At 61.9% G+C, this 26,777-nt stretch carries 19 protein-coding genes; 7 read left to right on the top strand and 12 right to left on the bottom strand.

The features are described 5' to 3' along the window. The 4 genes from H3V53_RS15615 (at nt 1) to H3V53_RS15600 (ending at nt 7,040) form a co-directional block, all read left to right on the top strand. Nucleotides 1–2,292, top strand: coding sequence for a condensation domain-containing protein (locus H3V53_RS15615; RefSeq protein WP_336598706.1), 2,292 nt, complete (start codon nt 1–3; stop codon nt 2,290–2,292). 80 nt (nt 2,293–2,372) lie between these two features. Next, nucleotides 2,373–3,527, top strand: a complete 1,155-nt coding sequence (locus H3V53_RS15610) for an SGNH/GDSL hydrolase family protein (protein ID WP_336598705.1) — start codon at nt 2,373–2,375, stop codon at nt 3,525–3,527. A 268-nt stretch (nt 3,528–3,795) separates the two neighbouring features. After that, nucleotides 3,796–5,760, top strand: coding sequence for an HAD family hydrolase (locus H3V53_RS15605; RefSeq protein WP_336598704.1), 1,965 nt, complete (start codon nt 3,796–3,798; stop codon nt 5,758–5,760). Continuing rightward, nucleotides 5,748–7,040: an oligosaccharide flippase family protein gene (locus H3V53_RS15600; RefSeq protein WP_336598745.1), complete on the top strand. Its 1,293-nt coding sequence runs from the start codon at nt 5,748–5,750 to the stop codon at nt 7,038–7,040. The genes H3V53_RS15605 and H3V53_RS15600 overlap by 13 nt, the downstream gene beginning before the upstream one ends. Nucleotides 7,041–7,304: 264 nt before the next feature. On the opposite strand, the gene H3V53_RS15595 is transcribed toward H3V53_RS15600, so the two are convergent. Further along, nucleotides 7,305–8,090 (bottom strand): glycosyltransferase family 25 protein, encoded by a 786-nt coding sequence (locus H3V53_RS15595; protein WP_336598703.1) that lies wholly within the window; start codon nt 8,088–8,090, stop codon nt 7,305–7,307. Between the two features lie 307 nt (nt 8,091–8,397). On the opposite strand from H3V53_RS15595, the gene H3V53_RS15590 reads away from it, so the two are divergent. After that, a complete protein-coding gene (locus tag H3V53_RS15590; protein WP_336598702.1) occupies nt 8,398–9,576 on the top strand; it encodes an acyltransferase family protein in 1,179 nt (392 codons plus the stop codon). Nucleotides 9,577–9,867: 291 nt separating this feature from the next. On the opposite strand, the gene H3V53_RS15585 is transcribed toward H3V53_RS15590, so the two are convergent. From H3V53_RS15585 to H3V53_RS15550, 8 genes are all read right to left on the bottom strand, one after another. Further along, nucleotides 9,868–10,281 (bottom strand): acyltransferase family protein, encoded by a 414-nt coding sequence (locus H3V53_RS15585; protein ID WP_336598744.1) that lies wholly within the window; start codon nt 10,279–10,281, stop codon nt 9,868–9,870. Beyond that, complete coding sequence (locus tag H3V53_RS15580; protein ID WP_336598701.1) at nt 10,226–10,942, bottom strand: acyltransferase family protein; 717 nt, start codon at nt 10,940–10,942, stop codon at nt 10,226–10,228. Before H3V53_RS15580 ends, H3V53_RS15585 begins: the two co-directional genes overlap by 56 nt. A 205-nt stretch (nt 10,943–11,147) precedes the next feature. Continuing rightward, entirely contained in the window at nt 11,148–12,251 is a 1,104-nt protein-coding gene (locus tag H3V53_RS15575) for an acyltransferase family protein (RefSeq protein ID WP_336598700.1), read from the bottom strand. 282 nt (nt 12,252–12,533) lie between these two features. Further along, on the bottom strand, nt 12,534–13,619 hold the full coding sequence (locus H3V53_RS15570; RefSeq protein ID WP_336598699.1) for a glycosyltransferase family 4 protein: 1,086 nt from the start codon (nt 13,617–13,619) through the stop codon (nt 12,534–12,536). A gap of 32 nt (nt 13,620–13,651) precedes the next feature. Then, nucleotides 13,652–14,593: a glycosyltransferase family 2 protein gene (locus tag H3V53_RS15565; RefSeq protein ID WP_336598698.1), complete on the bottom strand. Its 942-nt coding sequence runs from the start codon at nt 14,591–14,593 to the stop codon at nt 13,652–13,654. A 240-nt stretch (nt 14,594–14,833) separates the two neighbouring features. Beyond that, on the bottom strand, nt 14,834–16,234 hold the full coding sequence (locus tag H3V53_RS15560; RefSeq protein WP_336598697.1) for a hypothetical protein: 1,401 nt from the start codon (nt 16,232–16,234) through the stop codon (nt 14,834–14,836). A 59-nt stretch (nt 16,235–16,293) separates the two neighbouring features. After that, nucleotides 16,294–17,511 (bottom strand): glycosyltransferase family 4 protein, encoded by a 1,218-nt coding sequence (locus tag H3V53_RS15555; protein ID WP_336598696.1) that lies wholly within the window; start codon nt 17,509–17,511, stop codon nt 16,294–16,296. Continuing rightward, nucleotides 17,499–18,602: a glycosyltransferase family 4 protein gene (locus H3V53_RS15550; RefSeq protein WP_336598695.1), complete on the bottom strand. Its 1,104-nt coding sequence runs from the start codon at nt 18,600–18,602 to the stop codon at nt 17,499–17,501. The genes H3V53_RS15555 and H3V53_RS15550 overlap by 13 nt, the downstream gene beginning before the upstream one ends. Before the next feature lie 392 nt (nt 18,603–18,994). On the opposite strand from H3V53_RS15550, the gene H3V53_RS15545 reads away from it, so the two are divergent. Beyond that, nucleotides 18,995–20,374, top strand: coding sequence for a glycoside hydrolase 5 family protein (locus H3V53_RS15545; protein WP_336598694.1), 1,380 nt, complete (start codon nt 18,995–18,997; stop codon nt 20,372–20,374). Nucleotides 20,375–20,522: 148 nt separating this feature from the next. Here the strand turns inward: H3V53_RS15545 and H3V53_RS15540 are convergent, their stop codons facing one another. Continuing rightward, nucleotides 20,523–21,515 (bottom strand): cupin-like domain-containing protein, encoded by a 993-nt coding sequence (locus H3V53_RS15540; RefSeq protein WP_336598693.1) that lies wholly within the window; start codon nt 21,513–21,515, stop codon nt 20,523–20,525. 100 nt (nt 21,516–21,615) lie between these two features. Further along, nucleotides 21,616–22,470 carry a methyltransferase, TIGR04325 family gene (locus H3V53_RS15535; RefSeq protein WP_336598692.1) on the bottom strand — a complete coding sequence of 285 codons (855 nt, stop codon included), beginning with the start codon at nt 22,468–22,470 and terminating at the stop codon, nt 21,616–21,618. Between the two features lie 437 nt (nt 22,471–22,907). Here H3V53_RS15535 and H3V53_RS15530 point away from each other — a divergent pair, with 437 nt between their 5' ends. Then, the gene (locus H3V53_RS15530; RefSeq protein ID WP_336598691.1) at nt 22,908–24,005 is read left to right on the top strand and encodes an acyltransferase family protein; all 1,098 of its coding nucleotides are present in this window, start codon (nt 22,908–22,910) and stop codon (nt 24,003–24,005) included. 534 nt (nt 24,006–24,539) lie between these two features. Here H3V53_RS15530 and H3V53_RS15525 read toward each other — a convergent pair. Next, nucleotides 24,540–26,774, bottom strand: coding sequence for a GNVR domain-containing protein (locus tag H3V53_RS15525; protein WP_336598690.1), 2,235 nt, complete (start codon nt 26,772–26,774; stop codon nt 24,540–24,542). Between the last annotated feature and the right edge of the window lie 3 nt (nt 26,775–26,777).

Here is a 26,777-nt window from a genome sequence, read left to right as displayed (position 1 = left end):
ATGAACGGGTTAGCCTTTGCAATCGCGCCGGATCAGGACACCAAAGCGAGTTACGCGCTGTTCCCGGCAACCGCGTGTCAGGTCCGGTTCTGGCATGAGCAGAAGGCATCGCCGAAGGCCTCCGCGCTCAATATCGCGTTCCGGCTGCAACTGTCCGGGCCGCTCGATGCCGCGAGCATCGAGCAAGTGCTGCGCGAGCTGGTCGCGCGGCACGAGGTCTTGCGCACGGGCTTTCTGATGACGGGCGCGGGGCTGCGCCAGCAGGTCTGGAGCACGGCCCCGTTCCAGCTCGACGTGGTCGACCTGACGCGTCTGGACCCCGAGGCTGCGCTTGCGGAGGCCGGGCGCGTCGGCGGGCAGCAGGCTCGTACGCCGTTCGCATTGTCGTCGCCCTCTTTCTTCCGGGCCGTGTGGTTGCCCAGATCGGGCACGCAAGGCGAACTCCAACTGACCTTCCATTCGCTCATCATGGATGGCTGGTCGTTCGCGATCCTCGTGCGCGAACTCGTGGAGGGCTTGGCCGCGGTCCATGCCGGCCGTGATCCCGATTTCCCCGATGTCGACCTTCATCACGGCGACTATGCGATGTGGAAGGAAGAGTTCCTTGCCGGCGGCGCGCTGGATCGCGCGCGCGCCCATTGGCGCAAGGAACTCGAGGGCTTCAGCCGTTTCGACGTGCCTGGCGATCGTCCCCGGCCGCAAGCGCGACGCTTCCAGGGCGTCATCCGTTCGATTCTATTGCCCGCCGCGCTGAGCGATCGCCTGATCGCCGCGGCCAAAGCCCAGGGCGTCACGCTGTTCAGCGTGGCGGCGGCAGGCCTCGCGGTGGCATTGCAAACCGCGTCGGGCCAGACGAAGGTCGCGATGGGCACGCAGATGTCGGTGCGCGACCAGCAGGAGCTCGAAGGTGTGGTCGGCCCGCTCATCAACACGGTCATACTGCGCCTCGACGTGCCCAAGGGCAGCACCGTTGCTGACGTCACGGCGCAATGCGGCGCCAAGCTCAGCGATGCGATCGAACATCTGCACCTGCCGTTCGAAGCAATGATGGAGATGGCAGGCGAAGTGTCCGATGGCGATCGCCCGCCGCTGTGCTCGGTCAACTTCGCCCTGCAGCAGAGCTTTGTTGGCGGCGGCGACGAGGTTCGCCGCGGGGAATTCGCCGCGACGACCTCGCCTTCGTTCAACGCCGGTGCGCTGTACGACCTCAACTTCTTCATGGTGCGTCGGCCGGAAGGCTGGCGCATCTCGTGCGAAGGCGACACTGACCTCTACGACATCGGGACGATCGACGCGCATCTGGCGAAGTGGCGCGAGATGCTGGAAACCGTGGAGATCGTGGCGAAGCTGCCCGCGGCGCCGGCTGCCGCGAAAGCTACGGCGACTTTCGTGGCGGGCGTCGGCAACAGCGGTTTCATGAGTCAGACCGAACTGGAAGCGAAAGCGCGCAATATCGTGCGCTTCAACGAGAATGCGCCGGGCACCCCCATCATCGCCCTCAACAACACGGCCGTGTTCTATGAACTGGCCCGGCAGATCGGCGCCGAACGTCCCATCATCGATATCCCGATGGTGCCGGAAGGTGCCCCGCGCGAGTTCCCGCAGCGCGCATTCGAGGACGTCGCCGCGGACGCCGTGCGGCTGATCAGGCTGGCCCGGCCCCACGGCCCGTATATCCTGATGGGGCACTGCGTGCTCGGCGCACTGTCGCTGGAAGCGGCCCATCAGCTCAGGCGCGAAGGCGAAATGGTGGAACTCGTCATTCTCAACGATTCCTGGTGCCCGGGTTATCGCGAGTCGATGCCCTGGCACGACCGGCAACTGCGCAAGATGCAGGTGCGCGCCGACAACATTCCGCGTGACTTCCGCAAGGCGCTGCGGGGCGAGACCTCGATGGTCTCGTTCCTCAGCCAGTATCGGATCGTCCGCTGGCTCGGCGTTGCCAACCTTGCGCTCAAGCTCGGCCTCATTCAGGGTAGCGCTTCCGAGCATATGGTTTCGGAGAATCGCTGGTACATCGAATATCTGCTGGCGCAGCAGGCGCGGTATCGTCCTGCCCCCTATGACGGCAACGTGCAGATCTTCCGCAGTGGCCAGGTGCTCAATGGACGCCTGTTCGCGCACGACCTGGGATGGGAGGCAGTCGTCACGGGCAAACCGGACAACCTGGTCGTCACCGAGGTGCCGGGCATGCACGATCAGATCTTCCGCGCGGCGGGCGCGGCCGTCATCGGCAAGCAGTTGCGTGAGCGCCTCGCGGGCATCGAGGCCGACGCGCCGACAGGGTCCTGAGCCGTGCCGAAGCCTGGCTTCGGCGCGAGATAGATAGGAACGCCATACCTTGCTGACCGATCGGATGAGGTGGTTGGGCTATGTCTCGTTTGCGTAGAGTGTTGCTGGTCGTGTTTTGCGGTGCGCTGACAGGGGCCGGCCTGATTTACGTCAGGCTGGCGGGAGCCGAACTGTCCCGCAAGCCGGCTGCCGCCGTTGCCAACGGTCAGACGGTGCCGTCCAACCGGATACGGCTTGCCGTGCTCGGCGATTCCGACAGCCAGTCCTATCACGACACGCGGATGTCGAGAGATCCGAACGCGCGCGGCGGCCCCTGGCGCGCGACCACCTGGCAGTGGACCGAGGTCCTGGCCCGGCTACGCGGCGACCAGATCGATCAGGGCCGATGGGGCGCCTGGGGCACCAACAAGTATCGCGCGTACTTCGACGAAGCGTTCGGCTCGCTCGCTCGGGCGCCGGCCAAAGAAGACTACCGCTACAACTTTGCCATCAGCGGCGCCTGGTCCAACCAGTTGATGGGACACCCGATGCGTCAGGCAATCCGTCTTGTCGCGCTGATGGACACCGAGCCCCAAGCCTGGAAAGGCGGCGTCGTGCTGATCCGGATCGGTATCAACGACGTCGGTTCGCACGAGGTCCTCGACGCCATGGCGGTTGATCCGAATGGCCCGTTTCCCACGCAGAGGATCAACGCCGCGCTCGGGGAAATCGGCAAGGCCGTCGCCCTGATCCGCAAACACCACCCGGATACGTACGTGCTGCTCATCGGCATCCTCAGCAACGCAGACTGGTCGGGGGAGTTCGACAACTGGCAATCCGCCAGCGCGATCGCCAATATCGACGCCGGGCTGAACCGCTTCGACGACGGCTTGCGCAAGCTGGCCGCGGTGGATCACCATGTCGCCTTTCTGGGCGATCGCGCCTGGTTCGCGAGCCTGTGGGGCGCGCGGGACGAGCGCGGCCGTCCGCTCTATAAGACCGTGCATCTTTCGCCCGGCTGGGCCATTACGAATACGTCCGGCGACGATCCTCACAACGCGGCCACCTCCGACGGTCATGCAGGCGTTGTCTGGAACGCCCTCTGGGCGCAGCATCTCGTCGCATCGCTCAACACCGCGTTCGGCTTGCATCTCAAACCGATCACGGATGCCGAGGTGATCGACTTTCTGCAACCGAGCTTCGAGGCGAGCCAACGGTCCGCCTCGGAACGATCGACCTCAGCAGAGGAAAACTGAGCTGGCCCAAACCCCGACGCGGGGACACGAAAGCTGGCCGAAAGCGGTCCGGTCTCGCGTCGGTCCAGCCCGGCAAATACCCCGCCCTCCGTACGCCCACGCACAAACACGCCATCCTTCATTGTTCACAATGGGCCGCAGAGTCGTGCAGGCGCGTCCTCGCCGCGCATCGACTGGACCGACACACAGAGCTCCGCGCCGCGACACACAGGCCGCACATGGAGCCGGTGAATCAAACACAGCGTGACTGCTGAGAGGATGGCCCTTCGTGAAGTCTCTCCCACGTTTGCTGCAAGAAGCGCAGAGCACCCTGCTTTGCGTCGATGCCTTCGATACGCTGCTGCTTCGCAAACCCGTGTCGCTGGAGCAGCGCCTGTTGAAAGCGGCGAAGCTGTTCTGCGAACGTCTCGCGCTGCGGCCGGACGAACTCGCGCCTCATGCGCTCGCCCGGCGCCGGCGCCAGCTCGAGCAAATCGCTCACCGTGCGCGCAACGTCGCCGGACACGGTGAAGTCCGCCTCGAAAGCATCGCACTCAGCTTGCTGGAACTTGTCCATATCGACACCACCTACGTGCCGGAATGGATCGCCTGCGAACTCGCGGTGGAGCGCGAATGCCTCGTGCCGAACGTGCCGTTGATACGCGCGCTCGAACGGCTCCGCGCAAGCGGGATTTCGCTGCGCGTGGTGAGCGACACGAGCTTGTCCGGCGACGCGCTGCGGCAACTGATTACGGCGATCTGTCCGCCCGGACTTCAATGGGACGCCGTCCATACGAGCGCCGACCTGCAACTCACGAAACGCGATGGGACGATCTTCGCGGCAGTGTCGGACGCAGCCCGTGTTCCGCTGTCGAAGATGGCACACCTCGGCGACGACCCCGTCGCGGACTGGACCATGCCGCGCCGCTGCGGTATGACGGCAATCCTGCGCCCGCGTTCCCGCCTGCACGTAGCGATGCTGCGCGCCAACGCGGTGCTCGCGCGCGGCCAGTCGCAATGGCATCACGGGCGGCACCGCCAGGCTCAAACACGCGTGAAGGGTCGCGACTCACGCACGGCTGACGATACCCTCGTCCCCGACGTGCTAGGCCCTGTGTTCGCCGAATACTGCCGCAGACTGCATGTCTACCTCCAACAGACGGCGGCCATCGAAGGCCCCGTGGTCGCGCTCTTCTGCGCGCGCGGCGGACTGGGCCTTCAAAAGCTCTACGAGCTCTACGCCGCACAATGTCCCGCGCGCGGCGATATCCGCGTCCAGTCTCTGATGATTTCACGGCTCGTCGCGGCACGAGACGCTTTCGTGTATGGAGGAGACGGCGTAGTCGACGAACTGGACTATTCCTTCGAGGTGCGTAAGGTCTCGGCGCTTGCACGCGCGCTCACTGGCGCCGATATGGCGCCCAACGGCAGCTACGCAACCGTGCGCGAGTTTGTCGACGCGCTGCGCGACGGACGCGAGCCGCATCTGCATGAACAGATCGTCGAGCAAGCCGGGCGATTCCGCGAAGTGTGGCAAAGCATTACCGCGGGCCGGCAAGGCATCGTGTTGTGCGATACCGGGCTTTATGGATCCACCTTCAAGATGCTCATGCAGAGCAAACTCATCGACCGCGGCCATTGCGTCCAGCTTGCCCGCAGCGACTACAAGCATCTCGGGCGCGAGCACTTTCCGTTCGTGACCGGACTGTTGACGGAGCGCAACGGCTACAAGCCCGGCGACTCTATATCGTCAGTGCTCGCGTTCTGGCATCTGATCGAAAGCCTCGTCGAGCCCGATCTCGAAAGCGTGCGACGCTTCGACCGACGCGCCGACGGCAGTCTTGTCTCGAACCTGGAAACGCAAGCCTGGCAACAGAAACTCGTCAGCATGCCGGACCCGCAATTCGAGGAAATTGCCGACTATGTTGCCCGGAGCGCGAAGAGGCACACAGGGGACACGTCGCTTGCCGAATTCGAACTGGCAGCCAAGACCCTTGAGCGCGTGATCATGTTTCCGGACCCTGAACTGGTCAACCGGCTTGCCGAGCGGGATCGGTCGCTTGATTACGGACGCGACGACACGGTCAAGGTCACCGGTCCGAACCTCAGGCAAGCCAGCGCATGGACGCGGCTATTCGTCGCAAAACAGTCGCTTTGGCCGAGCGGAGCCGTGGTGCGCGCCTTTCCGCACTCGCACCGGCTCGTGCAGAAGACGATCAGACTCGGCTACACGGTACGTTCATGGATCAGGTGAAGCCATCCAAAACCCGCGCGGAGCTCGCCGCGACGTACATCGCGTACGTCGTCCGTTACGTCTACCCGCTGCTGATGCTGCCCTTCTACGGCAGAACGCTGGGCCCGGCGGGCTACGGCATCGTGCTGGCGGGCATGTCGCTGTCGAATACGCTCTGGCGATTCGTGAATTTCGGATTCCCTACCGTCGGCGGCCGCGATACAGTGTACGCCAAAGACCGCACCGAACGCGCGGCAATCCTGTCGAGCCACATGACAGGCCGGCTGCTTTTGTGCGTCCCGACCGCGATCTTCGGGCTCGGCGCCGTAGCGTTCTCCCCCGTGCTGTCCGCACACCCGATGCTGGGCTGCACGACGGTGCTGCTCGGCCTGCTCGCTGCGTTCAACCCGGGCTGGTATTACACAAGCACGGGACGCGCCCTGACAAGCATTCTGATCGAGGTCGTCGGCTTCATCACATCGCTCGCCCTCATTTTTCTGTTCGTCCATGAACCATCCGACCTCTCACGGGTTTTCTTTCTACTGCTGGCCTCGTGCATCCTGCAAACGGTGCTCGGCTTTGGCGCGATCCGACGGGAGTTTTCCGGCTGGTTTTCCTCGATCCGCGCCGGCATCGGCCTGATCCACCGCTCGAAGATCATTTTCATTTACACGGGTACGTCCGTACTGCTGGTCACCGCCTCGACCTACCTGCTGTCCGTGCTCGCGCCCGCTGCCGACGTCAGCGCGTTCGGCGTGGCGGAGCGCCTGATCGCCGTCGCGCTCAGCCTGACCGCCCCCGCGTCGCAGATTCTCATCCCTAAGGTCACGTATCTCGTCGGCGTAGACCCGGCGAAGGCCAACCGGCTCGCATGGCGCATTTTGGCCTTCTTCCTTGCGGGCTCACTCGTCGGCGTCGCCTGCACGATGGTCCTCGCCGACTGGCTGGTGCCGCTCGTGTTCGGCAAAGGCTTTCAGTCCTCCATCCCCGTGCTGAAATTTTTCGTGCTGGTCTTGCCGCTGAGTATCGTCAACCAGGTCATCGGCCTCTATTTCCTGATTCCCCGGCATCGCGATCGCCTGCTCGCACGCGCGGGCGTGGCGACTGCGATCGTCGGCATCATCGCTGCGATTCCGCTCGCCAGCCATTGGGGGGCGATGGGCATGGTGGCCTCGCGTCTGCTGGGAGAACTGACGCTGCTGACGACGCTGCTCGTCTCTCTGGTGCGCTCCCGTTTGATCAGCGAGATCTTTGCGGTCGGCAGCCCCGTTCTCGTGCTGCGTCCGGGGGAAAAAGGATGACGTGGGATCTTTGATGAGCGTACGGCCGCGAAGCCTGTAACGCTGCCAGCGCCTCAAACCACGGTCGCGGGATGAGTCGCTAAAGGTTGATCGAGCGGTTGCTCGAGCGCGACCCGGGCGTAGTGTAGTTGCCTTGAACAGCCGCAGGCGCAAGCTGCGAAACAGCCTGTCCGGCGGCGGCCGATTCCCGGCCGTCCATGGTTTCGCCCGCAACCCTCGTGCAGTCTCGCCCGACGGACCCCTGCAGTCAGACCACCACGCAACTCAAATTCCGTCCTGGTAGCTGGATCTGATCTTTACCAGACCTCTATTCCAGACACGCAGCGTTTGAAGGAAATCATATACGCCACGGAAAGGTACCTTTGCTCTTTGAACCCAGATCGATTTAGGTCTCCACTCAGATCTCTCCTCTCCTATCACGGATGCAATCCCCTTCTTTCCACTTTTTAGCCAAACATCCTGGATGCACGGCGCGGGGTGCAATTGATAGATGTGCGTCGCTTCGAGATCGCCACTAAACATGACAAGATCGACCGCGCGATCAGAGGATGCAAAACGCTCGATCATCTTGCGGCATCCATCTCTCGAGATCAAATAGGCGCCAGCACCCGTGTGATTGCTTCGTAAGCGGTGCAGTCCCGTGCGAGCCGACAGATTCAGGCCTTTTCGATCAATGATGATGCCAGCCAGGGAAGTTTCCATTTTGACAATGTCATAACGAAATCCCCGTGAGATCTTCTCGTTCAGGGAATCGATAAGGCTTCTCGCATCCCGGCAAAAATGAACGTCGTCTTCGAGCACTAGCGCGTCGTCAATGCCTTCCTCCACCACCTTTTTCCAGATCGAATAATGACTGAGCGCAGCGCCCTTTTCGCCCGCGCTACACGTGCCGCGAAACAGCGGCAAACCCAGCGTTCGACTCATTTCTTCTACCTGTACCGGCCCTAAGGCGGGGAATCTTTCCCAGGTGTATCCCAGCCTGTCGATCTGAGCAGTCATGTGGCTCAGTCGGTCTGTCGACTTGTCGAGATTGATGACGAAGATCTTCATTTTCTCTACGGTCCCAAGTTAGCAATGCTGCGTGGCGCGCACGGATGTCCGCGCCGGCGTGTCTCAGCACACGGTGGCGTACGCTATGAACCAGCGTAAGTTCTTTGCCGTAACCTTTCCGTGGGCTGCACAACAATTTCTGGGGAAAGGCCCCGCCGCGACGTTAGCTGGGCACGCCCTGCAACCCAGGCACTGCGTTGTCCAACGCACACAGTCGTCCCGGCCGGGCCGCTAGACTCACTGACAGCAATGGCCAAACTGCGGGGCGACGACCTCGCCGTTGCGGGACAGAAAATCTGGGGGTGCGATGGGGACGAAAAACAGCAGATACGATGCACTCGACGGGTTGAGAGGCGTCGCGGCCATCGCAGTGATGATGTCGCATTTCACTCAAGAGGCATTCAAGAATGCCTATGTGGCCGTCGATCTGTTTTTCATGCTGAGCGGCTTTGTCATTGCCCACTCTTATGGAACACGGCTCCTCGGTGGAATGACGGCAATCGAATATATAAAACGGCGCGTTATCCGGCTGTATCCGATGCTGCTTATTTCCCTGCTAATCGGACTGCCTGTGCTGATCGGGGCAAGAATGCTCAGCCTGTCGACCTATCCGATGCCCAGTGTCATTTCGGCAACCATCCACAATCTGTTCTTTACTCCGTATATCGGCCATCTCGGCAATGCGAACATGGCGATTCCTGGCGCCGTTGCTGCCGCCGATTTCACGATCGGCGAGATATTTCCGGTGAATCCCCCCGCGTGGTCGCTTTTCTTTGAAATGGTGGCGAGCATCGCCTTCGTGATCATCGTACGGCTGAGCCGTTCCATGATGTTCAAGATCATCGTCGTCAGCGGCCTCATGTTTCTGATCACGGGGGCGCTGACGAGTTTCGAGAGCCATGGGCACTCGATCGTCGATTTCTCGCAAGGCTGGGCGGGCAGCAGAATGGATGGCGGGTTCTACCGTGTTTCATTCGGTTTCGTGGTTGGCGTCCTGCTATACAACCTGAAAAGCACCGGCGTCGATCTCCGTATCATGGACGCCCTGAAACAGGCGCTTCGCAATTCATACGGCCTGTATATCGTCGCGCTCGCGATGTTTCTGTTCCCGATGTCGCTTCGCGGCGTGTACCCGGCGTTCATTATTTTCTGTGTTGCACCGTGCCTCGTGATGGTCGGTGCGAAGCTGTCGTGTGCTTCGACCTTCGAAGCGAAAACCGCGGAATTTCTCGGTTGGCTCTCGTATCCAGTTTATCTCCTGCATTTTCCGATAGGCCGGGCCGTTTTCATGCTGTTCGGCAAGCCGAACGAGCCGGCGACAGTCCCGATCGTCGTCGCATGCGCAGTGACGCTGGTGAGCGCGATCCTATTGACGAGATTCGTCGAGGAACCCTTCCGCGCCTTTCTGACGAAGAGACTTGTACCGCGGCCCGCAACGCCTTTGGTGACGCCCAGCGCAATGACGGCGGATCAGAAGGCCGGATGACCGTCTGATTGCGCGTGAGAGGGTAATCGCACGTCCCTTTGGCAAAAGGGGTATCAGTTCGCTTGAACTACCTGACGACTCGCCCGCCGTTCGCAGACCACGAAGATCACACTCGTATTGGCGAACTGCATCCGTAGAGCGTCATCGACGACGCGCGCGCCGAAGACACCCATGCCCGCCGCGAGCTGCTTACGAAGCACTTCGCCCGGACCCTGTCCTGCTCTTTGACCACCTTCACGACCGCAGCGAAATGCCGAATCTCGACGCAAGCAACAGTCGCGCAATGCGGCCTCATGTCAGTGCCGTTCGACGAATCCGCGATCTCTTGCTCTCTAGCCGGGCAAGCAACGGCTTTTCCAGGTACAGGTGAACACCGGCTGCAAATGCAACCGCGAGGCACGCCACGCAGAATGCCGCCAGATAGAGGCTGAACGCACTATGAAACGCCCCGGCTTTGACGGCCTTCGCGAATACATTCATCCAGTATCCATGCGTCAGATAAAGCACATAAGACGCGTTGCCGAGCACCGTCAAGGTACGGCCAATCCGACTGCCACTATCTTCCGTGTGCACGAATGCGGCCACGAGAAGTGTCGCGGGTAGCCCCCAGGCCCACCATCTGAACGGGGGCGACAGGCCCGATGTCGTTTCATCGGGCGAAGCCGCAGAAGCCCACCAGAAAAGGGCAACACACGTCAGCAACACCACGCACCTGATATGGGGGGGGGCTTAATTCAGGCAGCCGCGTACTGATGCCGCCAAGAAAGATGCCGCACATAAATTCGATGACGAGTGGGCTCCCGTAGTACTGGAACTGCGTGGTGGCGCCGACCATATTGAGCGCGACGGGCACACCCGCGAGCAGGGCGACAATCAACGCCGCACGATACCGTTGCCACGGCAGACACAGCGCCGCAGTACAGATGAGGTAAAAATAAAGTTCATAGACTAGCGTCCACGCAACGCCCATGACCTGACCAGACGATGTCGTGGGCGGAAGCAACAGCACCGACTCGACGAGGCCGATGGCGTCGATCTGCACGTGCCGGTATGCGATCGCGCTGCAAGACAGCGCAACCACAATGGCAAGGCATCCCCAATAGGGCGGCATGATTCGCGTGAGGCGACGGACGAAGAATCCCTTGGCCGACATTTGAGACGAGAAGCCGCCCGTCGTATGCCACATCACCAGTCCACTGATGACGAAAAAGATGTCGACTCCGCACGCTCCGACGCGCTGCGCGGAAGAAGAAACGAGCGCCAGCGGACTTCCCGAAGCCTCTTCGAGGATATGGTGTGCCAATACCGCAAAGGCGGCCAGAAAGCGCAGATGTTGCACCCCGTAGAGTCTGGTATGGCGTCCCATAGATATCGTCAAAGAATTCAGGCGATTGCGGAAAGGCCGCCCCGGAAGAAGCAGCCTTGGTGGCCCCGTTCGTAACTGGGCGATTCTCCAGCTTATTCAGGGACGCTCATTGATTCGGTTGGCGGGTCGGTGCGTCGGTCAACCGCGCGCATTCGAAGCGTTTAACACACCCGCCAAGATGGCGCCCTTCGTGCGCCAGGCTCTCTCAGGTACCCGCCTGCCGGGTTCCTGCCGAAACGCCCTCGGCGGCACTCCCTTTGCCTGGCCGCGCCCGCAGCAACCCACGGCCAAAACGCATGGTCGGTATTTCGAACTTGCGGTAAGACAGGATCGCAAAGCCCACCGCGCAGGGTACGAAGATGGCGAAAAACGACACGACGCGCAGCACGGGCCCCACGGGCAGATGGCTTACCAGCAGCGACGCGGCGCGCATGATGAAAAGGTGCGTCAGATACAGGCTATACGACGCATCGCCAATCAGCAGAAGCAGCTTCGGATACTGGATATCGCGGCTGCCCATGACGACACCCGCGAATATCGCCGCAGCGGGCGGGCCCCACATGAGGCCGCGCATGTCGAATGTGCCGTCTGCGGACGGCCCCGTGAGTAGCCAGCCGGTCACGCCCGCCACGATCAGCGCGATTTGCGCAAGGGCGCCAATCCGGAATCCCGACAGGCGCAACTGCGCGAACACCACGCCGAACACGAATTCGAGGATGATCGTATGAGTCCAGCCTCTCAGGATGAGGTACTCGGGCTTCATCAAGAGACCGAGCGCGACGAGCGTCACGAATATCGCCACCACGGCAAGATAAACGCGCCGGATACCGAGCAGCAGCACCAGCGAAATGACGGCATAGAAGAACATCTCGAAGTTCAGCGTCCAGCCAAGCCCCAACACCGGTTCCGGCGCACCCGTCAGCGGGTTCGTGGACGGCACGAAAAATAGCGAGCGCACGACGTACGCGACCTCGTAGCAGTTCTTGTTCTTGAGTGCGGGCAGCGCGAGACCGATGCCGACCGAGAGCAGCGTCGCCACCCAGTAGAGCGGCACCACGCGCACGATGCGATCGCCGAGAAACCATCTGGCCGTCGTGCTCCCGGAGCGTTGCCCCGAGATGATATACATCATCACGAAGCCGCTGACGACGAAGAAGATATCGACGCCGAACAGCCCCTTTACGTTGATGAGCGGCCACAATTGCGATGCGGGTGCGCCACGGTGGCCCACCTCGGCCGCCGCGTGGCAAAACACCACCAGCGAGGCCGCGACTGCGCGAAGCACCTGCACCGAGTCCAATCTCTTCATTGCACTGCCCTCCAAACCTGATTCGCGAGCCAGCGTGCCGGCGTCGGCATCTGACAAAGCTATTCTTTTATGCGTTTCGCCGTGCTTCGACCGTGCGGCTTCCGGTTCCTGTCACCATCGCGAAGTGCCCATAACGGCCGGATAGCGAAGCACGCACCACTGATGCACCTGTCGCAATCTACCGGGCGCGCCGTGCGGGAGACCGACCGAAAAGCCACACACCGCCAACGCGCGCGAAGCGAACCACCTTACACTCGTACTTCGGAACAGGCTCGTGACCAGTCAGGCGGGCACCACGGTTTTGACGGCCTCGAACAGATTCCGCGCCGCCTGTTTCCAGGTGAAGCTGTCAGCCCGCTGACGCCCAGCCGAGACCAGAGATTGACGCACCGCTTCATCGTCGAGCACGGTTCGAATCGTTTGGCTCCACGCTGAGGGATCTAAAGGGTCCGCATAAAGCGCGGCTTTGCCGCAGACTTCCGGAAGCGCGCCAGATGGCGCGACCACCACCGGACAGCCCAGCGCCATCGCCTCCAGCGGCGGCAAACCAAACCCTTCCGTCAAAGACGGGAACGCAAGCGCGCCGGCATTCAGCATCAACCCCACCAGTTCCGAGTCGGTGACCCGTCCGGCAAATCGCACATTGGGCGGCACGACATGCCCGAGGTTCTCGAACTCGGCTTTCGTCGCGCCGCCGAACAGCACGAGCGTGACGTCCTTCAGTTCAGGCTGCGCGAAAGCCTTGAGAAGGATGGCGATGTTTTTGTGCTTCTGCGTGTTGGCGAGCGCGAGGACAAAGCGCCCTGGTGTGAGTTTCAATGCCGCGAGTTGTCGCTCATCCGGCGGCACCTGCAGCACATGATCGCAGCCGTTGTGGACGACAACGATCTTGTCGGCACTGGCAACGCCATAGCGCACCAGCTCGCTCCGCGAGAACTCGGACACAGTGACGATGAGCTTGTGCCGTCTGCCGATAAAAAAGAACAGAAACTTGTACCACAGCCGAAAACCCAGCGAATACGACTCCGGCGTGGAATAGACCTGGGCGTCGTGTATCAGCGTCGCGCAATCGCGATGACACAGCGGCCCGAGATTGCACAGATTGAGAATGAAGTCCTTTCTGCGAGCCAGGGGGAAATAGCATTGCTCCCACGCTATCCGGTGTATCCGGCGAATCAGCGGATTGTCCTGAACGCACAAGATCTTCCGGTACGACGGGACCTTGACGCGATCCCTGACGACAAGCGCGTAGTCTGCGGCATAGCCGGACTGCTCTGCAATCAGGTCATCCGTTGCTGCAATGAGTTGCTCGGCTACCCTGTGCACGCCGCTAGGCGGTGCATCAAAGAACTTGCCGTTAAACGCCATTGTCCTGGACACACGGTTTCGCCCCATTGCGTTCATAGTTTTGCCGCCCGCTCAGGCGTGAGCCTGCCTCGCACAAAGTCCCACAAGCCGATCAGATTGCCGCCCAGCCGCCCCCGGCGATCGACCCAGGGTTCTGGTGCAAAGCTGCGCACGACATTGCTCGCGACATTGCGCAGCACATGAGCGAGCGCAGCGCGCAAGGGCATGGTCTTCTTTCTTGCCAGATAGAGCGGGTTGATAACCTGCGAATAGCCGAGCTTGCGGCCGGACACCCTGCCCCGCTTGACGCCAAGATGCACGCCGAGTGCCGTGTTGATGCGCACGACACGACCGCCCCGATTCCAGATCTGTCCACCGAAGTCGCGATCCTCCTGCCAGCCATAGAGAACCAGACGCTCATCGAATCGAAGTCCGGCAATGCTGCGGGCGCGAAACGCCATGTTGCATCCGTACGGGCCGCCCGTCGAAACGACGCTAAGGTCTTCCGGCACGTCTGTCGTCCTTGCCAGGATCGCCTGTCCTTCTTCAATGGAATAACCCGGGCCATGAATGCCATCGGCGAGTACTGTACCCGTGACGGCGGCAATGGCAGGATCGCTATCCAGGGTCTTGAGCACTTCCGCGATCCATCGGCTGTGCATCAGGAAATCATCGTCCAGCAGGACCACGACGTCAAAGTCGTCCGGCACGTGCTTTAACGCATGATTGCGTTGCGCGGTAAGGCCGGGCTGGCCCTTGATCACGAGCAATCCGGGCCGGCTGGCGAGCGCGCCGGCATCCTCGTCCGATACACAGGACACGATGATCAGATCAGGTTGCACGGTCTGCCAATCGACGAAGGCGACGACACGTTCAAGCACTTCGGCGCGCCCGCGTGTGGCGAAAATCAGGCAGACCTTCGCCTGCCCGGCGGACGATGGCGGACTCATTTCCCCGGACGGGGCTACTTGCGGACAGACAGTCGGATTCAACATTCACCTCGTCGGCCAATGCATGCTTTTCTGGCAGCCGGAAAACGGCAGTCCGTCTTGCGCGGGATTCGATCGCCCGACCGCGCCAACGGAGCAAGCCATGCGAGCCAGCACCTCGGGGTCCATGCTATCGATGCCGCAGATCCGGCACTGCTGCCTACCCCACGCAAATGCATCCATCCTGACGCCGAAGCGTGTGCTGCTGCGCGACGGCTCATGGCTACAGGAAACTACACCCGGCAATCACCCCTGAATGCGCCGCGTGGCCCATCCGTGACGCCTGTGCAGGCGCCTGGGCGCACGCTGCGAAAGCGCGCTCGCTGCGGCCGCAAACAGATAGAAGGTCGAGCCCAGTTCGAACACCCCGGCTGCAAGAGAAGCGACGATCAAGGTCGCGAGCATGCCGTGCCGTGCCGCGTGGCAGACGGCCCGTTCCGTCAATGGGTAATGCGACGACACGGGCGGCAGCAGCGTTTTGACAAGGAACATCCCGTAGCAGATCACACCCACGACCCCGAGGTTTGCCAGCACCACCACGAGGAAGCTCGATGCCCGAATGCTGCCCAGTCCCACCCCTATCCCGTATGTTTCGACGAAGTTGGTCACGCCTTGCGTGTTCCAGCTCATCCGCTCGATGCCGGACGAGCTATCCGCCTTGCTCATGACGGTGGTGTCGACGAAGTCGGCGAGCGCTTTGGCCACGCCTGGCATGAAGAGGATGACGTAGAGGGTGCCAAGCACGCCCGCGCAGGCGGCGATGATCCACATGCGCTGCTGGCGCGCGACGGCGCCGGGCGCGACGCGACCGGGCCGGCTGATGATCTGGATGCACATATACGCTGCCAGCCCGACATAGGCCGTGCTCGAAGTGGACATCAGCAACAGGGTTCCCGTCGCTATCGCGAGCGCCCCCGCCAGTTTCGGACGATAGTCGAGCAGCCAGAGATTGAGGCAAAACACGAAGAGCGGCAGCGTAAAGCTCGAGAACGCCGAAGTCTCGGCGAACGTGCCGGTGATACGCACCAGTCCGCCCAATTCCTGTCCGCTCAAATCGGCGTACTGTGCCGTCTTGATGACCGACATCACATCCAGACCGGCTGCATGGGTGACGAAATCGATCACGCCTGCGGACACATCGAGAATGGTGAGCAGGAAAATGCCGTTCGCGAGCGCCCGGTATGCGCCGCGATATTTGAGAAACGCATGCATACAGGCATACACGACGAGATCGCCAATCAGGTAGATCGCCTGCGACAGATTGCCGGAAACGGGGCCGAGCGGTTGCACGACTGCAGCACCCGTGAGACTGCGGTCGACCGGAAACACGGAGGTCGAGCCCTGCAGCAGACGAGGCAGCATGATCGCGCCCGCGACACCCCACACGCAGGTACAGAGTAGCCAGAAACCCGGCCTTTCCATCGAGAGCGCGTCGCCGACCCCCTTTCCACCAACAAGATTGAACGCCCTCAGCGCGAAGAAAATAAGAAAGAGTTGCGCCGGCATGATGCCGATGCCGCCCAGATTCAGCGCAAGCGTCATTGCGAACAGCGAAAACCCCGCCATCGCGTAAATGGCACCGCGAAACGACGTATAGAGCACCAGCAGCCCGATGACGATGACCAGGACTCCATATATTGACGGCACTGCTTCATCTCCCGTCCGCTCACTTCGCTCACCCGTGAACGGTTCTATAGTTGCACGGCTCAGGCAGAGCGCCAGCGGCGAATCTCCGGCAGGGGATCGGCGGGTACTCTGCTGGCTTCGACCGCGCGCTCCACCACGCCGAGGAACTCGCGCCTGAACCGTTCCTGGGTGAAGCGCAGCGCATTGCGGCGGCACACTTCCGCGCGGAACGGCGGGGACTGTTCGAAGCGCTCCACCGCGTCAACAATGGAAGCCACGCTCTGTTCATTGAAAAAGAGCCCCGTCGCCCGTTCGGGGTCCTGCGATTCGACGACGATTTCCCGCACGCCGCCACGGCCCAGCGCAATGACGGGCGTACCGCAGGCCTGCGCTTCGACGACCGAAATACCGAAGTCTTCCTCCGCCGCAAACACGAATGCGCGCGCGCGCTGCATGTAGTCCGCCAATGCCGCATCGGGCTGATAGCCGAGCAGCATCACATTGGGCGTCGCGCATGCCTTGGCGCGCGCGAAATCCGTCCCATCGCCGATCACCACGAGGCGCCGCGAAGGCATCGCCGCAAAGGCCGCGATGATCAGCGGAATGCGTTTGTACGGGACCATGCGCGAGGCAATCAGATAAAAGTCCTCGCGCTGCGTGCTGAGTTCGAAGCGCTCGACATCGACGGGCGGATAGACCACCGTGGCGTCGCTGCCGTAGGCCTTGCGAATGCGCCGGCCGACGAACGCCGAATTGGCGACGAAGGCATCCACGCCATGCGCGGTGCGATGATCCCAGATACGCATGTAATGAAGCAGCAGACGCACGATCCAGCTCTTCATGCCGCGCTGCATGCCCGCCTCGGCCAGATATTGATGCTGCAGATCCCACGCGTAGCGAATCGGTGAGTGCACATAGCTCACGTGGACCTGATGCGGGCCCGTCAGCACACCCTTGGCCACCGCATGATTCGACGAAATCACCAGATCGTAGCCAGACAGATCGAACTGCTCGATGGCGAGCGGCATCAGCGGAAGATAGTGGCGAAACGATTTGCGCGCGCGCGGCAGATGCTGGATGAACGAGGTATGCGCGCGTTTGCCGCCCAGCACGTCGCGCTGCGCCTCAGGAAAGAAATCGACGACGCTGTAAAGATCGGCGTGTGGAAACAGCTGAAGAATCTGCTCGACCACCTTCTCCGAGCCCGCATAGGCAGCGAGCCAGTCATGCACGAGCGCTACGCGGCCAAAGCGGCGTATGTCGTTAGCAGGGGTTGGGGCAAGCGTTACATTAGCCACGGCGAAATCTCCTCGATCAGCCTGGCAGCCGTCGCGCGCCAGGTCAGTTCTTGCGTCCGTGCGCGGCCACGCTCGCGCAGGGTTGCACGCAACGCGGCGTCGGCGGTGATCCGTTCGAGCAGGCGTGCCAGTTCTGCGGGATCGTCGGGCGACGTGTAGAGCACGGCATCGCCACACGCCTCCTGGACGGCGGGCAGTCTCGACGCGATGACGGGACAGCTCAGTGCCAGCGCTTCGACGGGCGGCAGCCCGAAGCCCTCGTAGCGCGACGGATAGACAAAGCACGCGGCACGCCGGTAAAGCGCCGCCAGTTCGCCATCGCTCACGTAGCCCAGGTGCTTTACGAAGGCGGGCAACGCGTCCTTGCCCGCGCCGTACACTCGCGCATCGCCACCGCCTACCACGACGATGTCGAACTGCGCATCGTCGATCAGCCGCGCGGCTTCGGCGACGAGCCGGAAGTTCTTGTGCCGGTTGAGGCTGCCGACGGCTAGCACGAACGGACGCCCGTTCAGCGTCGGCGCCACGGTCCCTTCATCCTCTTGCACGCGCAACATGTGCTCGCCGCTCTCCGACACGACGCCGATCTTGCCGGCTGGAATCCGGTACGCGTCACACAGCTCGCGCCGCGAGAATTCCGACACGGTAATGACACGCTGCGATACGCGGCCAAGACGCGGAGCCATCAGGCGATACCAGGCGACGAATGAGCGGCTATAGCTATCGGGCACGCGCGTGGGCGCGGCGTCGTGCAGGACGGTCACCTGACGGTGGTACATCATCGGTCCCGAGTTGCACAGGTTGAGCAGCAAGCGGCCGCGCGCAGCCTGCGGTAGCGCAAGTTGCTCCCAGCGCAGACCACCGCCTTTGCCGCTGGCTCTTAGCGCGACGTGCCGAAAGGGATTCGACATGGCAGCCAACGATTCCGGCACGATGATCTCGACCTGCAGTCCGGCGATGAGCGGATCGCGCAAATCGATCAGTTGATCGAGCGCGCGGATGGTCTCGAACGCAAAGCGGTCGACACCCGTCGCACGTCGGCCCAGAAAACGGCCATTGATCAACAGATTAGGGGTAGGCACGTGTGTCATCGACAGGGTCCGAGGTATCGCTCGTGACCGGGCGTCATCCGTGCGCGAAGTCATCGCGACACACGACCGGATTCGACAAGCCACGCCTCGTTAGTTATATGGCTTGAAGTGTGTCCGATGTCCCCTCCGGCGAATGTTCGCCGTCGCTCATGGCGCGGCAATTCGTCCGCGCAACGCTGGCGCCGCATTTCTCCACGGACGGCCCCGTCTGCATCGCAACTGAGATCCGATGTTCCGTGGAACAGGTATCCGTTCGCCGTCGCACACACCAGGGATGCCGCAACACATCAGAATGATCGCTACACGCGCCTCCCACCGAGGCCAACCCATCGACGATGCCTGTATGAGCAAAGCGCCCAGAGCCGGCAAGCGTCGCACGCGAGGAATACGTCGTGAACCATCCCGTAGCACGCATCCCTGCCCTCGCGGCCCCTCACGGTTCGCGCCGCGCAAGCCGGGCGAAACCGTACCGACGGTTCGGAGCGCGCGCCGTCAAAAACCTCGTCGCAAGCCTCTGCGTGCTTGCATGGGCATCGGCCGCGCATGCCGGCGATCCCGTGCGGGCTATGCCCGTCGACGCCTTCATCGACACGCTCGGTGTGGTGACCCACGTCAACTACACGGATGGCGCGTATGCGAATGTGCGCAACGTCGCCGACAACATCACGTGGCTCGGCATCCGTCACGTGCGCGACTATACGCCCGGCCCGAGCGCACCGTTCGGGGCCTATGCCTATCTCGCGCAACACGGCGTGAAGTTCAATTTCCTGGTGCGCTCGAACATCGCGGAGTCGATCGCGCTGGCCGCGAAGCTCAATACCGAAGTCCCCGGCAGCATCGCGGCCATCGAAGGCTTCAACGAGATCGACAATTTTCCCGTCCCCTACCGCGGCCTCACGGGCGCGGCGGCCGGACTCGCCGCGCAGCGCGAAACCTACGCGCGCGTACGCGGCACGAAGGAACTGGCGGGCGTCCCCGTCTACGATCTCACCGGCTTCGACGTCAGGACTGTCGACACGCGCGCCGGCTCCGCCGACTACGCGAATCAGCACGCGTATCCGCAAAACGGCAATCAGCCCACCTATAACTCGCCCGGCGGCAGCTGGATACCGGCGGCCATTTACAGCGTCAAGAGATTCAACCTGCCGATCGTCATCACCGAATTCGGCTACTTCTCGATGCCGCAATCTGGCTGGTACATGATCGGCGTCGACGAGGCGACCCAGGCCAAAGCTATTCTCAACGGTTATATGGACTCGGCAGCAGCGGGCGTGAAACGGATCTACGTGTACGAGCTCCTCGACGAAAAGTCCGATCCGCAGAACAAGAGCGGCGAAATGCACTTCGGGATGTTTCGCTTCGACAACAGCCCCAAGCCCGTGGCCCACGCGGTTCGCAACCTCACGACGATCCTGAACGCCAGCACGCCGACGCGTGCGAAGACCGCCGCACGCAACACGCTCGCGTACACGCTGTCGGACATGCCGCCATCGGCAAACAGTATGCTGCTGCAGAAAAAGGACGGACGCTTCGTACTCGTGCTATGGAACGAATCGCAGATCTGGGATCGCGCGAAGGGAACGCCCGTCACCATGCCGCCGGCGCGCGTCAACGTCGATTTCGGCGCGACTGCGCGCCGTGTCGACGTGTACGACCCGCTTCTTTCCGCGGTGCCGGTTGACAGTCATCGCGACGTGCGCCAGCTTCCCATGGACGTACCGGACCACGCCATTCTGCTCGAAGTCACGCTCGCGGATACGCCGGGAACCTGAGCATAGGCCGGCATCACGTCAACAAAGCGAAGTGGGCACGAGCAGCGCGCGCATCGGCTCGCCTGCCGTATCCACGATTGCAGCTCATGCGGGACCTGTGCGCCGGGTGCCCGCGGTCCTCGTGATTCGAAGCCTGCGAGCCGCTTCTTCAGCGCCTGACCAGCCGCCGCACCGCATTCAGCGGCGATTTCAACCGGTTCATCGGCTCGAAGACGACTTCCGAATAGGTCTTCGGATCGCGGTGCTCCAGCGTCGAGATGACCGTTCTCTTCAAACTGTCGCGCAAGGGTGAAAGCCCGGGCGGCAACGGCTTCAGCCCCATCTTGCGCAGAAGGTAGTTAGCCTGATAAACCCTGGCACGTTCTTCGAGCGACTTCATGCAGAAGCCGATGCTCACACTCACCGAGATGTTGTCGTCGTTCTTTACCCAGTGCGGCGCCAATGGCGGGTGATGCACCACATGTCCAGGCTCAAGCCTGTAGACCGTGCCGCGATTCTGCATTTCCTGACGATACAGCGCGGCTTCGGCATTGCCGTTGTAGAAGCGTTCAACCTCGTGATCCGGCACCAGTTCGCGATCGCTCGCAGGGAAGAGGCACACGTCCTTTGAACCCTGCACCTGGAAGAGGAAGTTGGTTTCGTGATCGATATGGAACGGTGTCGATATATTCGGCGAGGCGAGGAACAGCGTCATCGTGGCCCACGTGATGTCCTTGCGCAGCGGCAAGCCAGACAGGTCTTCAAGTTCGGACGTAATGCTGTCCAGCACGTCGGCATACGCGGGGTCGTAATCCTGCACGCGGCTCAGCTTGATCCAGGTGCCCGTTTCACCGAGACGGGAAACAGTCTCGGCCAGCCGCTCGCTCTGCGGCATGGCAGTGAACTTGGCATCGATAGAGGCACGCCTGAAATTAAGCGCGCTGAAATCGCGGTTCGAATCGCGGTCGATAACCCGCCTGGCGAGGTCAACAATTCTAGGAATGCTGAACATGCCGCTTTGATGCAAGGTGTGTTCGAACCTGAACGAATGCAGATTGAAATTGCTTTTGAATTCGCTCCCGGACACCTGAAGGATCTTGTCGCCGAAGGGCAACTGGTGTCCTGTTTCGGTCAAAACAGTGGCATCACTCGGCACAGACATGGAACACCTTCACAGGTTGGAGAAACTATGCGAATGCATTTCGATGAAACGACAAGAGGAATACCGGCTTTCCCGCCGCGCTTTTGCCGCTGCCTCTCGTCTATGCGGTTGCCGATACGGGATAACGCTCGAAGTGAACGCCTTCAAGAAACGGCACGGCGCGTTCCGGATGAAACGGGATGTCCACGCTCAGTTCCGGCACCATCCATCTGTCGCGCAGATGATATCCATGCGCTTCGAAATAGGCCATGAACTTGCGGCGGCTGAAGAGCCGATACGGCATCGCACTCGTCACGTGATTCTGTATCGTCCAGACTTCGCCGTCGTCCATCAGCGGCACCTTGTTGATGAGGATATGGGACGGCAGTGTCTTCACGTTCTCGAGAATGCCCGGCCCTTTCTCGCCAAGCGGATCGGGCAGGTATTGCATGACGCCCAGCATCAGCATGATGTTGGACGACGGCGCTTCGACGAGCTCCGTGCCGAAACTGATCATCGGAGATTTCAGCTGTTGATGGCGCGCGATGCCGCGCTTCACCATCGCCGGGACGTCGACGACGTGCCAGCGCATCGGCGAGGACAACAGGCCATAGCGCATACAGATTTCGTAGAAGACGCCACCGGCGCCACCGACGTCGAGAATCGCATTGCCTGACTTCAACAGCTTGGTCAACCAGAGCAGCACCGCAAACTGTGAGGTCTGAAAAACTTGCGGTGCGGCCTCTTCCGGCTTCTCGTTGACGAGAACTTTCGCGATGCCTTCGTCGTTCCATCCAACCTTGTTGAAACCCGTCGCAGCGCGCTCGGCATCCTCGAAGCTGCCGTAAAGGCCGAGGAAATTATTCATCTGCTGGCACCAGATGGTCCTCGCGTAGAGCCGGGGCAAACCCGGAATCTTTCCGAGCCAGGCGCCGATGAAGCTATGCATCAAAATGGCTTTCAGCACTTTCTTCATGAAATTTCCAGATGAGCGTGACGGTGATCTTCTCGATGCATGCGTGTGTCTCTCATTGCACGCAGCGACCACTCATTCAGGCTACTACCCCGTCTGCCGGCCAAACGTGCGTTGACTAACATCCCCGCCTATTGAGCCCGCATGGATGCGTTACCGAAAAGCGCTACACGAAGTCGAATGGCATTCTGGAAGAGAAGGCGAGCGCCAGCCAAAGAACGGGAGTTGGGACGCGCAACGATTCACACTGCGCAAGCAGGAATGTCGGGATGGGAGCGGGAGGCGTCAGAATGCGAATCCGCTGCGCGAATTGCTGGATTGCGTACGGTCACACACAAAACTGCGCACTCGCTTGCAGCTTTGCAATGTCAGAATCAATACGGCAATGCGGAGCATCCGCTCCCGCCGGCATTGGCGAACGCGCAGACCGCGACCCAGACATGAACAAGCTCCAGTCTCTTACCGTGCTGCGCGGCGTTGCGGCCATCACGGTCATCTTCTATCACATCATGGCGCCGACCGGGCACACGCTCGGGGAATTCGGCGTCGACATTTTCTTCGTGCTGAGCGGCTTTGTCATCGCGCTCGTGCTGGAGAGTCCTCACCTCACCGCGCAACGCTTCCTCGCGGATCGCATTGCGCGGATCGTGCCGCTCTACTGGGTGCTGACGTTCCTGGTACTTGCGGGCACGCTCATCGCGCCCTGGCTGTTCAACTCGACGACAGCCGACTTCGCCAACCTGCTGATGTCGCTGTTCTTCATCCCGTATCGCAAGGAAAGCGGCCTGATCTTTCCGATGTTGTTCGTCGGCTGGACGCTGAACTACGAAATGATGTTCTACGTGGTCGCGGCCATCTCGCTGATGCTGATGCGTCGCCACCGGCTGCTGTTCACGTCGGCCTTGATCTGCGTGATTTTTTGCGCGGCGACGGCGTCGGGTTCACGCGGTGCCTTTGCCGAGTTCTATTCCTACCAGCGCATCTTCGAGTTCCCACTCGGCTTCGTCGTCTACCGGATGTGGAAGCGCGGCGTGCGGATTCCGCCTGCGCTTGCCGGTGGCATCGCGATCGTCGCCTATGTATGGATGGCGTACGTGAACTGGAACGAACTGTCGCGTGCGCACCTGCTCTATTTCGGCATTCCCGCTTTCCTGCTGGTCGCCAGTAGCCTGAGTCTGGAATCGAAGATAGGTTCGGGCCGGCTGACGATAGGGGCACTATTCGTAGGCGATGCCAGCTATGCGATCTATCTAAGCCATCCCTACTGTGTCGAGGCCGTGCGCAAACTGCTGGCGATCGACGATCTTGACGCGACTTCCCCCGCCGGCGTGATCGTCATCATCGTCATGGCGACAGCCGTCGGCGCCGCGCTCTACTGGTTCGTCGACAGGCCGCTGCACAGGCACGCGCGCCGGCTGCTGCAATCCGTGCCGGCGGTACGGCTGCGCGACTCCAGACTGGCGCGCCTGAACCACGAACTCATCGCCACCGACGACGGCCCCATGCGTAACGTCCCCGTCAACCGCGACGCACGCTGAGGTGTGAAGCGTGCGCAAGCTTATTGTTGCGCGCAATCCAGCGCGGTGTTCGCGGCGACCGTCGAAGCGGAGCGGTTGAGAAAATCCCGCCGGCTGCAAGGTGTCGCAGCATGTCGCGCGGCATGTTCAGATAATCCATCGAACCGCGCCCGTAGCATGCAAAGCGATGTAGCGTGTTGCCGTTACCTCGACGAGCGTCGTCAACGCGAGGCGTGCGATATGCGACTCGCCAGGGTAATTCGATCGCGTTAGCGAGAACCGGAAGGCCGCCGTGCGCACGTCGGCACGTCGCGGGAATGTCGAAACAGCCGGTATGCTCTGTCGACAGCAGCACGTCAGGATGGGGTACAAACGGAAACGCTTCGAGATTTCTCTTTGATGCCCGCGCGATGTGCTCGCGCAAGCCCTTGATGATCTGCCGTCCGGGCTATATCGATCCGTCGTCGATCGTTATCGGATCGATGCCTTCACGAACGTAGCAGGCATCGCTCATCGTCGCAGTCGCGCATGACAGCCGTAATGGCCGTCATGCGTTCAGCTCGCGTTGCCCGCGTCGCCACCCGCATTGCTGTAGCTCGCGTAGCCATAGGCGGCATATTCGCTGCCGTACTTGCCGCGCCGCGAGGTCGTATCGTTGAAGACGACACCGCGCACGGGCACACCGATCTGTTCGAAGCGGCGCACCGATTCGCGCAACTCAGACACGCTCGTCACGCCCTGACGCGCGACGAGGAACACCATGCCCGCCAGATGGGCGACGATGCCCGAATCGGCCACGGGCAGGATGGGCGGCGCATCCATCAGGACGACGTCATATTCGCCGTCCGCCCATTCGACGAAGCGCCTGAAGCGACCATGCCGAAGCAGTTCGCTCGCATTGGCCACGTAACCCCCGTTTGCGACGAAATCGACGCCCGGCATGATCTGGCGATGCACCACGCTTTCATAGTGCGCGCCCTGCATGATGTCGGTGATGCCCGGACTCGGATGCACACCCACGTAGGCATTCAAGGTACCGCGCCGCAGATCGGTGTCGATCAGCAGTACGCGGTGGCCCGTCGCGCCCAGCAGCGCCGCGAGATTGACGGACACGAACGACTTGCCCACCGTCGGCGTTGGACCAGCGAGCAATACGACATGATTGGGCGCGTCGCGCAACGCGAACTCGAGCGCGCCGCGGAAGCTGCGCAGGCTTTCGACGGCGGCATCGAACGACGCCGTGCACGCCAGCACGCTGTTGGTGCCGGGCTCGCCCTCCGGCAGGCGCCGCGTGAGCATTTGCTGCATGCGGCTGCGCGGCACGGAAGCGTAGACATGCAGACCCGCGCCCGCTTCGATTTCGTCGACCAGCGCAATGCCCGCATTCATCCTTCGCCTGAACAGCACGATCCCGGCGCCGACGAAAAGTCCCGTCAGCGCGCCCGCCGCCACGATCAGCGTACGCTTGGGCCGGATCGGGCCTTCGGGCACGGCGGCACTGTCGATCAGACGCGCATTCGAGACCTTGCCCGCCTTGAGCAGGCGCATCTGCTCCTTCGTGTTCAACAGGTTCGTGTAGATGTTCGTGTCGACCTGGACCTCGCGTTGCAGCCGCAACACGCTCTGCTCGAGGGGCGGCAGCCGCTTGGTCTGCACGGCCAGCTCGGCCATCGCCTTCTCGGCCTCCGCCAGTTGCCCGTTCACGGCAATCAGCGCAGGGTTGTCGGGCATATAGCGCGCATCCAGCTGGGCGCGCTGCTGCCGCAAGTCCGCGATGCGGCTTTGCGCCAGCGCCGAGCTCTGCAGCAAGGCCGCGGCCTCCGCGCCGAGATCGACGGCGCCGTGCTCCGAGCGGAACTGGTTGTACTCCTCTTCGGCCCTTTCGAGCGTCGCCTTCAGCTCCGGCAATTGCTGGTTGAGAAACGCGATCGACTTCTCGGCTTCTTCCTGCGTGCGCTGCACCTTCTGGCGCATGTACTCATTGCCGATCGCATTGAGGATCACGCTCGTCTTCACCGGGTCGCCGCCTTCGAGTGCCGCGCCGATCACGGACGACTCCTTGCCTTTCTCGGAGATGATCAGCCTGCTTTGCAGATCGAGGGTCGCCGAGAGCTCGGACGAACGCGACAGCTCGAAGGTGGCGCCGGGGCGTCCGTCGATCGAACTCACCAGCAGGTCGATCGCGCCGCCCGGCACGTCGACATGCAGCGTTTCGCCGATCCGCCCATGCAGGTCCATGCCGTTGTGCACGAGCGTGTACTGGCCGTTGCCGAGCAGCTCGAGGATGAACTTCCCTCCGTACAGCCGCGTGGGCACGTCGAAACGCGTCACCGTGATGGCCTCCTGGCCCCACGCGTAGCCGCCGCGGCCGGACCAGTCCGAGACGTTCAGGTGGGTCGCGATCCACCGGCCCACCACCGGGAAATAGCGTGGCTTGGCGCTGATATAAAGCTGCGTGGCTTCGACTGCACGCGACACGACCATCCGCGAGCGCAGCACTTCGATTTCCGCCGACGCCGCCGTCTTCACCGCGAACATCGCGGACAGATCGGCAAGTGCGTTTTTCGTGGCGCCATCGCTATCTTCCACGTGGATGAGCATGTCCGCCTGATAAACGGGCGTAGCCAGCATCGCGTAGATGAGGCCCACGAGCGTAAAGGCGGTGCCAATGACGAGAATGGTCTTGCGACCTTCGTACAGGGTGTCGAGAAGCTTGCCGACATGGCCGCCCTCCGGCGGCGGCAGCACGCCGTCGTCCAATCCCTCTAGCAGATATTCGCGCTGGTTCAATCT

Source organism: Paraburkholderia bengalensis, from assembly GCF_037126505.1.
Taxonomy (GTDB): Bacteria; Pseudomonadota; Gammaproteobacteria; order Burkholderiales; family Burkholderiaceae; genus Paraburkholderia; species Paraburkholderia bengalensis.
Note: the sequence above shows the minus strand (reverse complement) of the source record. Positions and strands in the feature narration are given on the sequence as shown.

Excerpts from the sequence above, each read along its gene's own strand:
- H3V53_RS15590 (WP_336598702.1), top strand. The coding sequence starts at position 8,398 with ATGGGGACGAAAAACAGCAGATACGATGCACTCGACGGGTTGAGAGGC.
- H3V53_RS15530 (WP_336598691.1), top strand. The coding sequence starts at position 22,908 with ATGAACAAGCTCCAGTCTCTTACCGTGCTGCGCGGCGTTGCGGCCATC.
- H3V53_RS15595 (WP_336598703.1), bottom strand. The coding sequence starts at position 8,090 with ATGAAGATCTTCGTCATCAATCTCGACAAGTCGACAGACCGACTGAGC.
- H3V53_RS15535 (WP_336598692.1), bottom strand. The coding sequence starts at position 22,470 with ATGAAGAAAGTGCTGAAAGCCATTTTGATGCATAGCTTCATCGGCGCC.
- H3V53_RS15550 (WP_336598695.1), bottom strand. The coding sequence starts at position 18,602 with ATGACACACGTGCCTACCCCTAATCTGTTGATCAATGGCCGTTTTCTG.
- H3V53_RS15610 (WP_336598705.1), top strand. The coding sequence starts at position 2,373 with ATGTCTCGTTTGCGTAGAGTGTTGCTGGTCGTGTTTTGCGGTGCGCTG.
- H3V53_RS15600 (WP_336598745.1), top strand. The coding sequence starts at position 5,748 with ATGGATCAGGTGAAGCCATCCAAAACCCGCGCGGAGCTCGCCGCGACG.
- H3V53_RS15580 (WP_336598701.1), bottom strand. The coding sequence starts at position 10,942 with ATGGGACGCCATACCAGACTCTACGGGGTGCAACATCTGCGCTTTCTG.
- H3V53_RS15565 (WP_336598698.1), bottom strand. The coding sequence starts at position 14,593 with ATGTTGAATCCGACTGTCTGTCCGCAAGTAGCCCCGTCCGGGGAAATG.
- H3V53_RS15540 (WP_336598693.1), bottom strand. The coding sequence starts at position 21,515 with ATGTCTGTGCCGAGTGATGCCACTGTTTTGACCGAAACAGGACACCAG.
- H3V53_RS15615 (WP_336598706.1), top strand. The coding sequence starts at position 1 with ATGAACGGGTTAGCCTTTGCAATCGCGCCGGATCAGGACACCAAAGCG.
- H3V53_RS15570 (WP_336598699.1), bottom strand. The coding sequence starts at position 13,619 with ATGGCGTTTAACGGCAAGTTCTTTGATGCACCGCCTAGCGGCGTGCAC.
- H3V53_RS15575 (WP_336598700.1), bottom strand. The coding sequence starts at position 12,251 with ATGAAGAGATTGGACTCGGTGCAGGTGCTTCGCGCAGTCGCGGCCTCG.